Source organism: Actinomadura sp. NPDC023710, assembly GCF_040639875.1.
GTDB lineage: Bacteria > Actinomycetota > Actinomycetes > Streptosporangiales > Streptosporangiaceae > Spirillospora > Spirillospora citrea.
This window is the reverse complement of sequence record NZ_JBFAGB010000012.1, coordinates 69,528-82,408: the sequence shown is the minus strand read 5'-3', so window position 1 is coordinate 82,408 and position 12,881 is coordinate 69,528. Positions and strand designations below refer to the sequence as shown.

The window sequence follows — 12,881 nt, the reverse complement described above, 5'->3', positions numbered from 1 at the left end:
CTTCCTTTTTGTTGCCCTGCCCTCCCCCGTCGTCCTGTGGCATGATTGGCCCGCCAGTGGGATCGATTGCAGAAGCGGAGCACGATGAGCGTCACCCTGAAGGACGTGGCCGCCGCCGCCGGCGTGTCCCGCAGCACCGCCTCCCGGGCGCTGAGCGGCTCGTCCTTGATCGCCGCCGAGACGCGCGCCCTCGTCGAGGACGCCGCCCGGCGGCTGGGCTACCGGCCGAACCGCGCGGCCAGTTCGCTGCGGTCCCGGCAGTCGCACCTGATCGGGCTCGTCGTCGGCAACCTGGTGAACGCCTCGTTCCACACCGTCGCCGAGGTCGTCCAGCGCCGCGCCGCGGCCGAGGACTACCAGATGATGCTCTACATCACCGACGCCGACCCGCGCCGCGAGGAGACCATCCTCAAGACGCTCGGCGAGCACGGCGTGGACGGCCTCATCCTGATCGGCACCGGTTCCAACGCCGCCGCCTCCAACGCCCTGCTGGCGAGCGGCACCGCCGTGGTCAACCTCATCCGCGGCGCGCCCGAGAGCGCCGCCCCGACCGTGCTCGCGGCCGACCGCGACGGCGCCCACGAGGCGACCCGGCACCTGCTGGACCTCGGCCACCGCCACATCGGCTACATCGGCGGGCCGTCGGACACCAACTCCGGGCAGGAGCGCTTCGCGGGATACGAGCAGGCCCTGCGCGAGCGCGGCCTGGAGGTCGACGAGCGGCTGGTCGAGCGCGGCCCGTTCGAGCCGGCGTTCGGCTCCGACGCGACCGACCGGCTGCTGCGCCGCGCCCCGGAGACGACCGCCCTGCTGGCGGCCAACCACGAGGCCGTCTTCGGGGTCCTGCCCGCCCTCGTGGCCGCCGGGGTCAGCGTCCCCGACGACCTCTCCCTCATCTGCTACGAGGACATCAGCTGGCTGCGCTGGTGGCACCCACCCGTCACCGTCGTCGACAACGGCGCCCGGGAACTGGGCGAACTCGCCATGGACCTGCTCCTCCAGCAACTGGAACGCGGCCGGGGCAACGTGCCCCCCGCCCGAAACGGCCGCACCTACCGCGTAGGAGCCCAACTCGTCCAGCGAGGCTCCTGCGCCCCACCCCGAGCCCGCTGACCCACCCGCCAGACCGCGCGCCGTGACACGCGGGGCCCGGCGTCAGTCGAAATGGATGCGCCTGGTGTCGGAATTCGTCCCGGGCATTCGGACGGAGCCCCGGTGGGCTCTCATGTCGACCCCGCCGACTCGGCGCCGACGACGCCCGGGCCTTTAAATAGACAGCGATGTTTGTTAGCTTGGGCCGTCTGTTACGTGCGTGCCGGGTGGGGTGCGCTTGTGCCGAGGTCGCTGGAGCGGGGATGGGGCTGGTCAGATCGATCGCCGTCGTGGTCGCCGCCGTGGCGGGGCTGGGGCTGGTGGGGCCGGTCGCCTCGGCGAGCGGTCCGGAGTACTACCTGGCGCTCGGCGACTCGTTGTCCGTGGGCGTGCAGGCCGGTGCGGGGAGGACCGATCAGGGTTACACCGACCGGCTCCATGCCGCGTTGAAGGCGCGGAATCCCCGGTTGAAACTGGTGAAACTCGGCTGCCCTGGGGAGACCACCACGACGATGCTCAAGGGCGGCATCTGCCGGTACGCGGCCGGCTCCCAGACGGACGCCGCCGAAGCCTTTCTGAAGGCGCACCCTGGCCACGTCCGGTACGTGACTCTGGACATCGGGGCCAATGACACCAACGGGTGCCTGCCCGGCGGTGGCGTCGACGCGGGCTGCGCGCTCCAGGGCGTGGGCTCGCTGATCGTCAATCTGCCCCAGATCACCGCGCGGCTGCGGCTGGCGGGAGGCGGCTCCCCCCTCTACACCGCCATGAACTACTACAACCCCGGCCTGGCGTCCTGGGTGTCGGGCGGCAGGGCCGCCGCCCTCGCCTCGATTCCGGTCATCGACACCTTCAACGCCTACGAGCACGGCGTCTACGTGGCCGCCGGGTTCAGGGTCGCGGACGTCAACGGCGCCTTCGCCGGACACGACCTCACCGAGGTGCCGGCCCCTCCGTACGGCACCGTCCCCCGGGCCGTGGCACGGATCTGCGCGTGGACGTACCAGTGCAGCGACGACGACGGCCATGCGACGGCGGCGGGGTACCAGGAGATCGCCGATGCCTTCCTCAAGGTCGTGCCGACCATGTCCACCGAGCGGGCCCCCGGTACCGCCTGACCCCGCGGAGGGTGTCGCAACAGAAAGACAGGGCCGTTCAGGTGATAGCGGACCCTTCTGGGCGCGCTATAACATTGTCATGTCCAAGACGTCGGCAGGGTCCCGCGAGAAGCTGATCGAAGCCGGGATGCGGCTGCTGGAGGAACGGGGTCCCGAGGCGCTGAACGCGCGGGGGCTCGCCGCCGAGATCGGGGCGTCCACCATGGCCGTCTACACCCACTTCGGCGGGATGGCCGGGCTGTACGAGGCGATCGGGCGGGAGGCGTTCGCGCGCTTCGAGCGGCACCTGCGGCAGGTGCCCGACACCGACGACCCGGTGACCGACCTGCTGGTCCTGGGGCTGGCCTACCGGGAGTTCGCGATGGCCAGCCCGCAGCGCTACCGGCTGATGTTCGGGATCGCCTCGCCGGGGGCGCTTCCATCGTTCGGGCACGACCTCACCGCCGAGGGCACGCCGGCGACCGCCGCCGAGGTGAACGACGCCTTCGCGCTGCTGCCGCGGCTGGTGCGGCGCGCCATGAACGCCGGGCGGATCCGCCGGGACGACCCGGTCCTGGTGGCCGGGCAGATCTGGTGCATGATCCACGGCTACGTGCTGCTGGAGAGCACGGGGGTGTTCGGCCAGGAGAGCCGCGGCGTCCTGCACATCCTGGGCCCGCACGTGATCAATCTGCTGGTGGGGCTCGGGGACGACCGCGCGGCGGCCGAGCACTCCGCCGGGCAGTCGCTGCTGAACGTCGAGGCGGCCGCGGCCGTCGCACCGGAGCCCGCGCCCCGCCGGGGCCGGCGGCCGCGCCCCGCACAGTGACGTGACGATCGCCACGCCGATGGTCCGAACCAATCGCCGCACCGGGCCATCACATAGTAATAACCTACCCATTACAAAGTTATGCCAAGGTCCGTTGCGCTCCCCTGTACGCGCGGATCGTCCTTGATCAGCAGTTCGAAGAGATCGGTCTGATGATGGCGATGGCGATGACCTCGGACACGACGCCGGACCCGGCCCCCCGCCTGCTCGACTTCACCGTGCTGGGCCCGGTCCGGGCGTGGCGCGGGGCGACCCGGCTCGACCTCGGCCCCCTCAGGCAGCAGGCCCTCCTGGCCGCCCTGCTGCTGCGCCCGGACATGACCGTCAGCCAGCGGGAGCTGCTCGACGGCGTCTGGGGCGTCGAACCGCCGGGCTCGGGAAGCAAGATCGTGCCGGTGTACGTCCACCGGCTGCGCCGCTGCCTCGGCACGCTCGGCGAGCACGCGCAGGAGTCGGTGATCGCCCGGGAGCGGGGCGGCTACCGCTTCGTCAGCCGGGGGACGGCGGTCGACCTGATGCGGCTCGACGAGACCGCGGACGAGGCGGCCGCCGCCAGGAGGTCCGGCGATCTGGCGGCCGCGGCGAGCGCCTGCCTCGATGCCCTCGCGCTGTTCCAGGGCGAGCCGCTGGCCGGGCTTCCGGGGCCGTTCGCGGAGGCGGAACGTCTGCGGCTGGAGGAGCGCAGGCTCTCCCTTCTGCAGGAGAAGATCGAATGCCAGTTCCAGCTCGGCAGGTTCGTGGACGCCGTCGGTGAGCTGCACGCCCTGATGCCCAAGCACCCGCACAGCGAGTCGCTGACCTCGCTGCTCATGCGCGCGCTGTACGGGAGCGGCCGCCAGGCCGACGCGCTGGCCGCGTACTCGCACCTGCGCCACCGACTGGTGGAGGACCTCGGGGTGGAGCCGGGCGAGCGGCTGCGGCGGGTACATCAGGCGGTTCTGCGCGGTGACGACGCGGCCCTGGACCTCGTTCCGCGAGACGAGGCCGGGCGGGGGGCGAGCTCGCCGGTTCCGTCCGCGCGGCGCGTCCCCGACGAGCTGCCCGCGGAGGTCGGTGAGCTGGTCGGGCGGCAGGACGAGCTGGCGCTGCTCACCGGCGGGGGCGGGCCCGCGGTGGTGGCGGTGGACGGGGTGGCGGGCGCCGGCAAGACCGCGCTCGCGGTGTGCGCCGCGCGTGCGCTGCGCCGCGACCACCCGGACGGCTGCCTGTTCGTCGAGCTGCACGGGCACGACGAGCGGCGGGACGCGGTGCCGCCGGAACGCGCGCTGCGGCGGCTGCTGCGGGCGGTCGGCGCCGGGAACGCGTCCGGCGACCTGGACGAGCTCGCGGCGTCCTGGCGGAGCGCGACCGCCGGGCTGCGCCTGCTGCTGGTCCTCGACGACGCGTCCGGCGCCGACCAGGTGCGCCCGCTGCTCCCCGCGGGAGCGGGCAGCCGGGTGCTGGTCACCGGCCGCCGGCGGCTGGTCGGGCTGGACGTGGACCGCCGGGTCTCGCTGGGGGGACTCACCCGGCAGGCGGCGGAGGCGCTGCTGACCCGGATCGTGGGCGCCGAGCGCGCCGCCGCCGAGCCGGTCGCCGTGCGGGAGCTGGCGGCCATGTGCGACCGGTTGCCTCTGGCGCTGTGCATCGCGGGCGCGCGCCTCCAGAGCCGCCCGTCCTGGGCGATCGGCCATCTGGTGCACCGGATGGCCGACGCTCGGGGCCGCCTGGCCGAGCTCACCGCGGAGGACCGGAGCGTGGAAGGGGCGTTCCGGCTCTCCTACGACCGGCTTCCGGCCGCCGAGCGGCGGGCGTTCCGCGCGCTCGGAACGGCTCCGGACGGGCGATCCGGCCATCGGGCGCTGGCGGCCGCCCTCGGCTGGGCCGCCCAGGGGGCCGAGCGGGCGCTCGAGAACCTGGTGGACGCGAACCTCGTGCAGCAGCCGTCCGTCCACCAGTACCGGCTGAACGGACTGCTCGCACTGTTCGCGCAAGAACTCGCCGCGGAGGAGTCACAGACCCCGGGCATGGCGGGCCTGGTCGCCGTCGCAGGCACGCCTTCCCGCCTTTAGCCGCCGTTCGTCGTCCATTTCTCCGGCAGCACGCGCCGAACGATTCCCAGAAGCGTTCGGCGCGTTTTCGGCATGTCCATGGAATGCCAGGCCGATACGACGGGCAAGGCGGCCTCGATATTCGCTTGTCATCGTAATGTCAACGGGTCTCACTAGCGTCGCGGACACGATCGTCGAATTGTCTGGGAGACCGAATGCGAAGTCGGAAGTTCCTTGTCCGCGCCGGCGCGACGCTGGTGGCGGCGGCCGCCACCGTGACGGCGGTGACGGTGGGCGTGCAGGACCGGGAGGCCACGGTCGGCTCGGTCGGCGCGAAGACCGGGACCGGTAACGAAGTGCGGGCCGGCGCCCTCCTCCAGGAGCGCGTGGCGAAGGTCCAGGCGGAGCAGAAGCTGCCCGGCATGATCGGGATGGTCCGCAGCGGCACCAACACCCAGTATGCCGCGTCCGGTTACGGCGACATGTTCCGGCGCGTGCCGGCCGACCCGAAGGCGAAGTTCCGCATCGCCAGCAACACCAAGGCGTTCGTGGCCACGGTCCTGCTGCAGTTGGAGGCCGAGGGCAAGCTGTCCATGAACGACACCGTGGACCGGTGGCTGCCCGGCCTGGTCGCGGCGAACGGCAACGACGGCCGCAAGATCACGATCCGGCAGCTGCTCAACCACACCAGCGGGCTCCCCGACTACCTCAACGACCTGTGGATCTCGGGGTCCTACGTCGTCGACATCAACCCCCACAAGCGGTGGGATCCGCGCGCTCTGGTGAAGGTCGCCACGTCCAAGAAGTCGCTGTCGGCGCCCGGCACCAAGTTCAACTACGCCAACACCAACTACATCCTCGGCGGGTTGATCATCCAGGCCGCGACCGGGCACCACCCGGCGGCCGAGGTGAGCAGCCGGATCATCAAGCCGCTCGGCCTCACCGACACCACCTTCCCCGAGGCCGACCCCAAGCTGTACGGGAACTGGCTGCACGGCTACTTCACCATCCGGGACATCTCGTTCTCCAACGTCCAGGTGCTCGGTGCGGCGGGCGCCATCGTGTCCACCCAGGAGGACCTCGCCGACTTCACCCGCGCGCTCGCGTCCGGCCGCCTGCTTCCCCCCGCGCAGCAGCGGGAGTTGCAGCAGGTCGCGTCCGACAAGCCCTACGGCCTCGGCGTGATCATGGCGAAGACGCCGTGCGGCACCGCGTGGTCGCACAACGGCGCCGCGCTCGGCTACTTCAGCCAGTGGTTCACGAGCCCGGACGGCAAGACCCAGGCCGTCGTGGCCACCAACCGCTACAACATGATCCCCGGCAAGGCCGAAACTGCGGTCGTCAAGGCCGCCCAGGACTCCTACTGCGCGCTGAAGGGCCAGTGATGAGCTCCGGACTGCATGCCAGAAAGCCGATGAGGCAGCGCTACCGCAGGTCGGCCATCGCGGTCGCGGTGGCCGGAGCGGTCGCGGCCGCCGCCGCGGTGCCGCTGCTGAACACCGACGGGACGGTCAACGCGGCGCGGACGTCCGAGGCCATGTCCTGCACACCGATCAAGCTGATCGTCGTGCCCGGCACCTGGGAGACCACGTCGGCCGCCGACCCCGACACGCCCGTCGGCATGCTCCGCGGCGTCACCGAACCGCTGGAACAACGGTTCGGTGACCGGATATCCGCGTACTGGGTCGGCTACAACGCGACCGCGTTCGACCAGGGCAAGACCTACAACGACTCCAAGCAGACCGGGATCGACGCCGCCCGCAAGGCGATGACGGACATCGCCCGTGACTGCCCCGGCACCCGGTTCGTCGGGCTCGGCTTCAGCCAGGGCGCGGACGTCAACGGCGACATCGCCGCCCAGATCGGGGCGGGACAGGGTCCGGTCCCCGCGGCCTCCTACATCGCGGGCGGAGGCGCGGCCGACCCCGGCAGGGGGACCAAGGGCGAGGTGAACCTCGGCGATCCGCTCCCCGGCACCAGGGGCCTCGCCGGGCCGCGGCCGCAGGGATTCGGCGAGCTGTCCGGCCGGGTCGCGAACGTGTGCCTCAAGGGCGACCTGTACTGCGCCCTGCCGGAGGAGAACGAGCTCACCGCCACCCTCGGCACCGTGCTGAGCCGTGTCGGCCTCGCCAACCTCCAGGGCTCGGCCGAGCGCGAGCTCTCCACCGACCTCGGCACCGCCAACGGCAAGCCGGCCGACCTCACCGCCGTCCCCACCGGCCTGAAGACGCTGACCGGCCAGGCGCGCGGCAAGGACACCACCGGGGCGGCCGGCACCGCCGGCGAGCTGGCGAAACTCGTCGGCCCGCTGCAGACGCTCACCCGCCTGGTCGCCAACCCCGTCCTGGTGAACACGCTGCTGAACTCCCCGCCCGGCTCGCAGAACCACATGGCGGGCCAGGTGCTCCAGGCGCTGTCCAACACCGACCTGGTGGGACTCGCCACCGACCTCGACGCGGTGCAGGCCGCCGCGAAGGCGGGGGACACGGCCGCGCTGGCACGGGCGGCGCTGGCCGCCGCCGCCAAGGCCGCGCCGCTGACCGGGCTGCCCTCCGACCAGGTGGCCAAGGTCACCAAGGTCATCCAGGGGCTCCAGCCCGTCGCGCTGCTGGCCCAGGCGAGCAACGTCATCGGCGGGATCAGCAGGATCGACTACCGCGGCATCCAGCGCGCCGCGCGGGCCGTCCCCGTGTACGCGCAGCGGGGCGACACGCGAGGCGTCTACCGTTCCCTGGTCGCGATCGAGGACCGGCTGATGCCGCTGGCCGAGACGGCCAACCGGGTCGACCTCACCCCCCTCGCCGCGCTGCTGGCCATGTGGCCCCCCGGCTCCCCGGAGCGCGCCGTCGGGGAGGCCCTCGCCGTCCTCGACCGCGTCGACTGGGTCCGGATCACCCGCGACCTGCGCGCCATCCAGAACAAGCTGGACGACTTCGACCCGAAGCGTCCTCCGGCCATCGACCCGGCCGACCCGGTCAAGTCGCTCAACGCCTTCTACGGCGTCGATCTCCTCTCCCTGGTCCCCCAGGTCACCGATCTGACCGAACACGGCCTGAACGTCGCCGGCGTGCCGCTGCCCAAGGGCACGCTCAACGGGCTGCTCAAGACCCGGCTCAACCCGAGCAACCTGGTCAAGGAGGGCCTCGACGCCGCGGTCTTCTACGGCACGCAGCGGCACGTGATGTACGGCACCGCCCCCGTCGACGGCAGCGGGCGCCCCGCGCTGGAGGTCCTTGAGAACTGGCTCGCCCAGCGCATCGAGACCGCCTGATCCCCATCGTCCGTCCAGGAGGACTCGTCACCGGCAGGCCGGGGAACGCCCGGCCTGCCGGTGACGCATGGGCCATGCCTCCCCCGGGCCCGGCGCTCCGATCTGGCCGGAATGAGAACGGCCCACAGACCCGGCAGGGCAAGTGCCTGGGCTGTGGGCGGTCGGGCGGTGCCGGGCGCCGTCCGGGGACGGCGCCCGGTCCCGGCTCAGGAGAGCATGTTGATCTTGTACTGCATGATCCGGTAGTTCTTCGGGTCGTACCACTGGCTGACGATGATGTGGAAGTTGCCGAACGTCGAGCCGGGGACGACGAAGCCGCCGTAGGGGCTGGCGACCAGGTTGGCCGCCTCCGCCCCGGGAGCGGACGGCAGGATCATCGTCTGCTCCAGCGTCCTCGTCAGGTCCGAGGTCGGGAGCGGGAAGACCATCGCCCGGATCGACAGCGCGTTCATGTTCAGCCAGGTGAGAACGTACTTGCCGTCCATGGCGCGGAAGCAGATCTCGCCCCACTTGCGGACACCGAAGACCGTCGTCGGAGGCGCCCCCCAGCGCCAGTCGCCGTCCGCGTATCCCCACGGCTCGTAGGCGCCAGGGTCGCCGAGCCTCTCCTTGCGGACCCGGTGGAGCAGCATCCCCGAGTCCCGGTCGCGGTTGAAGACCGTCGACAGGACGTAGCACCACCCGTCGTCGGCCACCGCGTAGGTCTTCTGCTGGAACTGGCCGCCGTGCAGGTCACCCGGCCACTGGCACAGGTACTCCCAGGTCTCGCCGTTGTCGGTGGAGCGCCAGAAGTCGGTGTGGTGGGTGTCGTAGATGACGCCGCGCATGAGGTGCATGTACATGACGCCGTCCACGACGAACGCGTCGGACGGGATCGCGGTCGTGGCCTTGTCACCGACCGGGTTGTGCGGTTCGTCGACCATGGCCCGGGCGTGGCCTCCGCCGACGCTTCCGTCGATGCGCAGGTTGTTCACGTCGCCGTTGCTGGAACGCAGGCCCACCGGGGCGCGCCAGTCGTCGGCGGGCTCGCCCGGGTTCGGCACGTGGTCGCCGTTGAAGGTGTCGCCGCAGACGAACAGCATGGTGCCGTCCGGGCACCGCACGGGGATGCCGAGGTCGGTCCAGGGCGAGGCGAACGGGCCGGTCTCGATCGGGCCGCTCAAGTTCTTGATCTTGGTCGCGAGGGTCGGGCTGGACGGGTCGCCCGGTCCGCCGGCCGTCCTCACCGTCGCCTGCCGCCCGTCCTGGCTGAACCCGACCCAGCCTGCGCCGACCGCCCCCGCGCCGAGCGCCACGCCGGCACCCGCCCTGAGGAGCTTGCGGCGGGAGAGACCGCTGGTGGCCGTGCCCTTGTCGTCCGATGGACGTGTCATCTGGCGATGCCTTTCAGGTCGACTCTCGTGCACTGGAGATGCCCTTGGCGCCGCAGCCCTTGGCGAGGATCGATGGATCCCGGTCGTCGGCGACAAGCTCAGAAGAACATCAGTGTCTGTTTTACCGTAGAACGAGGGAGAGTCGCCAGAGAACCACGATCAGTGATCCGATTCGTCCCCGCGACGGGTCGCCGGGGATCCGGTGGCCGAGCGGTTCCGCGAGGCCGGCGAGGGACCGGGGGCGGTCAAGGAACCGGCTCAGGACGCCTTGGTCAGCGCACTGGAGCAGTGACCGTGATCATCGGTGGATGCCGAAGGTGTGGGCGACGTGGGGTGTGTCGACCAAGGTGTGGGGCGCCAGGGCGTGGTAGGCCCAGACGTGCACCCACGCGTTGCCGGTGCGCACGGTCAGCCAGGCCTTCACCATGCCGGGGCCGAAGTAGGTGAGCAGCAGGAAGGCGATCGAGACGGCCGCCTCCCGGAGGGAGCCGTACTCCGTCCAGGAGTCGCTCACGTGCAGGGCCGCGTAGGCCAGTCCGCCGAAGACCACGGTGGTCGCGGTCGAGCCGGTCAGCCTGACGAAGCGCGGGATCAGGATCGCGTAGACGAACACCATGGTCGGCAGGACCGTCCCCGCCATGTAGAGGACGAAGGTGAGCGGCGCGCCCAGCAGCAGCTGCCTGGCGCCGAGGCCGAAGATCTCCGGTCGCAGCGCGGCGGTCTGCACGGCCGCCTCGACCAGCAGCACGACGACGATCAGGCGGAGGTCGCGGCGCCGGTCTGCGGAGACCAGGTTGAGAGCCCGGGCGGAGTAGCGGCGCCGGAAGTGCACCAGCGGCGCGATCGCGAACACCACCAGGTTGTAACCGGCCCAGGCGATCGCCTCGGCCCGCGTGACGTGGTCGTTCGTCTCGTTCATCGAGCCGGCCAGGTGCAGGCCGAACGGGTGCCAGCCGAACGCCCGCCCCACCGCGAACCCGAGGGCGAGCCCGCCCGCGCCGTAGGCGAGGAGCAGCAGGGTCTCGCGGAGCGCGGTGGCGCGCTCGGGGGCGCGGGCCGCCAGGTCGGGCATGGTCCGGCGCCGGGTGAGGAGGAAGACCAGGGCCATGATGAGGAGGACCTCTGCGAGCCGGACGTTGAGGTCCACCAGATGGGCGGACGTGGTGCGCTCCCCGGCATCGTGCAGATCGAGGGGGAGCCTGCGGCCGGCCAGGGCCAGCGTCAGCGCGTTCGCCGCCACCCATCCCAGGGCGGCCAGCCCCACGGTGCGGCTGCGGAGCAGCGACGGGGCCGTGCGGCCGCCTGCCGGCGGACCGGTGCCGGACGGACGTCGCGAGGGGGACCTCAGGTACATCGGGCGGTCTCCGTTCGGCGCTTACTAGTACACCTGTGCTACTTACGGGCGGATAGTAGCACGACTGTGCTAGTAATGGGGGATGCCTAGAGTGGTGGACGGCGAGCAACGGCGCCTGGACGTGGCGGGGGCGGTGTTGCGGGTGATCCTTCGCGACGGACTCGATCGGGCCTCGGTCCGCAACGTGGCGAGTGAGGCCGGGCTGTCGATGGGGTCGCTGCGGCACTACTTCGCGACGCAGTCCGAGCTGCTGGCGTTCACCCTGCGCGCGATCATCGAGCGGATCGAACGACGCATGGCGGCGCTTCCCCCCGAGCCCGACCAGCGTCGCCGCGCCGAGCTGGTGCTGGCCGAACTCCTGCCGATGGACGAGGAGCGGGCCGTCGAGAACCGGGTGTGGCTGGCCTTCACCGCCCGCGCGATGGTCGATCCGAAGCTGCGGGCCCTGCAGAGCGAGGGGTACGGCCTCCTGCGCGAGGGCTGCCGCTCCCTAGTGCGCTCCCTTGACGTTCCCGAACCCGCCGTGGAGTACGAGACCGACCGGCTGCACGCCTTCGTCGACGGTCTGGCCGTCCACGCCGCCACCCATCCCCACCTGATCACCCCGGCGCGGATGCGCGAGATCATCGCCGTCCACCTCGCCGGACTCGGCCGTTCCGCCGGGACCGCCTGACCGGGCCGGGGGCACCGCTACCGAGCACTTCAGGGTCACTCCAGGTTCAGGTCGTGGGGGACGTCTTCGGGAGCGAGGTCGGGTCTCAGGCGGACGAAGCGGGCGGCGTGGCGCCAGCGGCCGTGTTCCACTGCGGCGTCCACGCTGATCTCCACGACGGTGTTCGGGGTGACGCGGGTGTAGTGGATCGGATCCCTGGTGGCGGGGAGGCCGCCCGCCCAGCCTGCGGGCAGGGGCTCCGGCCAGGGGTGGTCCGCGCCCGCCTGGGACAGGGCGCCGGTCAGTGCCGTGCGGGCTCGGGGGTTGAGTGGTGTGGTGCGCGCGACCACTCGGAATGTTCCGGCGGTCGTGTGCCTGCCCAGAAGCAGGGCCTCCGGCTGTTCACGGGTGCCGGTCACTCCGCCGATGATCGCCTCGGTCGTGGTGCGGTGCTTCACCTTCCACCAGCCGCGCTTGCCCTCCTGGTAGGGGTCGCCCGCGGCCTTCACGACCAGGCCCTCGACGCCCTGCGCGACGAGGATCTCGAACCACAGGCGGGCTTCGCCCACGTCGCGGAGTTGCGGGCAGAGGACGATGCGGGACGTGCCGGGGAGGTCGCTCAGGAGGCGCTCCAGCTCGGTGCGGCGGGAGGCGAGGGGGGCGGAGCGGTGGTCGGTTCCGCCGGCTTCCAGGACGTCGAAGACGACGTAGTGGCATGGCTCGGTGATCGGGGAGCCGGTGCGGCGTGTGACGTGACGGCGCTGGAGGGCGGAGAAGTCCAGGCGGCCGTCGCGTCCCCAGCGGACGATCTCGCCGTCCACGACCGTGCCGGGCGGGAGGGTTCCGGAGACGGCCGAGACGATCTCGGGGAAGGCCGCGTCCAGGCGCTTGAGGCGGCGCGACCAGAGCTGGACGTCGCCTTCCTCGCTCACACGCGCGACGCAGCGGAACCCGTCGAACTTCGGCTCGTAGCGGCAGCCGCCCGAGCAGGCCCTTTCCTGCGGGACGTGGTCGAGGGCGGTCGCGGCCATGGGGGCGACGGGCCCTTGGATGCGCACCGCCCCCACCCCCGATCGCGGCTCGTGTGCGAGGTACCCGCCGGTGGCGCGGCAAGTGCCCTTCGATACGGGTTTGGGCAGGTCATTGCCTCCCGCCGACCCTGCCGGGGGCACCAGGCAGACGG

Annotated in this window: 10 protein-coding genes; 7 read left to right on the top strand and 3 right to left on the bottom strand. The window is 71.8% G+C overall.

Annotated elements, in window-relative coordinates; all coding sequences use genetic code 11:
* Positions 1-84: 84 nt before the first annotated feature.
* The 6 genes from AB0H37_RS16035 (at position 85) to AB0H37_RS16010 (ending at position 8,319) form a co-directional block, all read left to right on the top strand.
* Positions 85-1,113 (top strand): LacI family DNA-binding transcriptional regulator, encoded by a 1,029-nt coding sequence (locus AB0H37_RS16035; protein ID WP_360613326.1) that lies wholly within the window; start codon positions 85-87, stop codon positions 1,111-1,113.
* Between the two features lie 242 nt (positions 1,114-1,355).
* Positions 1,356-2,210 carry an SGNH/GDSL hydrolase family protein gene (locus AB0H37_RS16030; protein ID WP_360613324.1) on the top strand — a complete coding sequence of 285 codons (855 nt, stop codon included), beginning with the start codon at positions 1,356-1,358 and terminating at the stop codon, positions 2,208-2,210.
* Positions 2,211-2,289: 79 nt separating this feature from the next.
* Positions 2,290-3,018, top strand: a complete 729-nt coding sequence (locus AB0H37_RS16025; protein WP_360613322.1) for a TetR/AcrR family transcriptional regulator — start codon at positions 2,290-2,292, stop codon at positions 3,016-3,018.
* A gap of 161 nt (positions 3,019-3,179) precedes the next feature.
* Complete coding sequence (locus AB0H37_RS16020; RefSeq protein ID WP_360613320.1) at positions 3,180-5,069, top strand: BTAD domain-containing putative transcriptional regulator; 1,890 nt, start codon at positions 3,180-3,182, stop codon at positions 5,067-5,069.
* Between the two features lie 194 nt (positions 5,070-5,263).
* Positions 5,264-6,433, top strand: coding sequence for a serine hydrolase domain-containing protein (locus tag AB0H37_RS16015; RefSeq protein ID WP_360613318.1), 1,170 nt, complete (start codon positions 5,264-5,266; stop codon positions 6,431-6,433).
* A complete protein-coding gene (locus AB0H37_RS16010) occupies positions 6,433-8,319 on the top strand; it encodes a cutinase family protein (protein ID WP_360613317.1) in 1,887 nt (628 codons plus the stop codon). Before AB0H37_RS16015 ends, AB0H37_RS16010 begins: the two co-directional genes overlap by 1 nt.
* 206 nt (positions 8,320-8,525) lie before the next feature.
* Here AB0H37_RS16010 and AB0H37_RS16005 read toward each other — a convergent pair whose 3' ends face one another.
* A complete protein-coding gene (locus AB0H37_RS16005) occupies positions 8,526-9,692 on the bottom strand; it encodes a DUF4185 domain-containing protein (RefSeq protein ID WP_329096966.1) in 1,167 nt (388 codons plus the stop codon).
* Positions 9,693-9,990: 298 nt separating this feature from the next.
* The gene (locus AB0H37_RS16000; RefSeq protein WP_329096968.1) at positions 9,991-11,046 is read right to left on the bottom strand and encodes a hypothetical protein; all 1,056 of its coding nucleotides are present in this window, start codon (positions 11,044-11,046) and stop codon (positions 9,991-9,993) included.
* 82 nt (positions 11,047-11,128) lie between these two features.
* On the opposite strand from AB0H37_RS16000, the gene AB0H37_RS15995 reads away from it, so the two are divergent.
* Positions 11,129-11,719: a TetR/AcrR family transcriptional regulator gene (locus AB0H37_RS15995; protein ID WP_329096969.1), complete on the top strand. Its 591-nt coding sequence runs from the start codon at positions 11,129-11,131 to the stop codon at positions 11,717-11,719.
* Positions 11,720-11,754: 35 nt separating this feature from the next.
* Here the strand turns inward: AB0H37_RS15995 and AB0H37_RS15990 are convergent, their stop codons facing one another.
* Positions 11,755-12,756, bottom strand: coding sequence for an ATP-dependent DNA ligase (locus AB0H37_RS15990; protein ID WP_329096971.1), 1,002 nt, complete (start codon positions 12,754-12,756; stop codon positions 11,755-11,757).
* Positions 12,757-12,881 lie beyond the last annotated feature (125 nt).

What these genes read in the sequence shown, in the direction of transcription:
- AB0H37_RS16005 (WP_329096966.1), bottom strand. Translation starts at nt 9,692, where the DNA reads ATGACACGTCCATCGGACGACAAGGGCACGGCCACCAGCGGTCTCTCC.
- AB0H37_RS16025 (WP_360613322.1), top strand. Translation starts at nt 2,290, where the DNA reads ATGTCCAAGACGTCGGCAGGGTCCCGCGAGAAGCTGATCGAAGCCGGG.
- AB0H37_RS16030 (WP_360613324.1), top strand. Translation starts at nt 1,356, where the DNA reads ATGGGGCTGGTCAGATCGATCGCCGTCGTGGTCGCCGCCGTGGCGGGG.
- AB0H37_RS15995 (WP_329096969.1), top strand. Translation starts at nt 11,129, where the DNA reads ATGCCTAGAGTGGTGGACGGCGAGCAACGGCGCCTGGACGTGGCGGGG.
- AB0H37_RS16015 (WP_360613318.1), top strand. Translation starts at nt 5,264, where the DNA reads ATGCGAAGTCGGAAGTTCCTTGTCCGCGCCGGCGCGACGCTGGTGGCG.
- AB0H37_RS16010 (WP_360613317.1), top strand. Translation starts at nt 6,433, where the DNA reads ATGAGCTCCGGACTGCATGCCAGAAAGCCGATGAGGCAGCGCTACCGC.
- AB0H37_RS16000 (WP_329096968.1), bottom strand. Translation starts at nt 11,046, where the DNA reads ATGTACCTGAGGTCCCCCTCGCGACGTCCGTCCGGCACCGGTCCGCCG.
- AB0H37_RS16020 (WP_360613320.1), top strand. Translation starts at nt 3,180, where the DNA reads ATGGCGATGACCTCGGACACGACGCCGGACCCGGCCCCCCGCCTGCTC.
- AB0H37_RS16035 (WP_360613326.1), top strand. Translation starts at nt 85, where the DNA reads ATGAGCGTCACCCTGAAGGACGTGGCCGCCGCCGCCGGCGTGTCCCGC.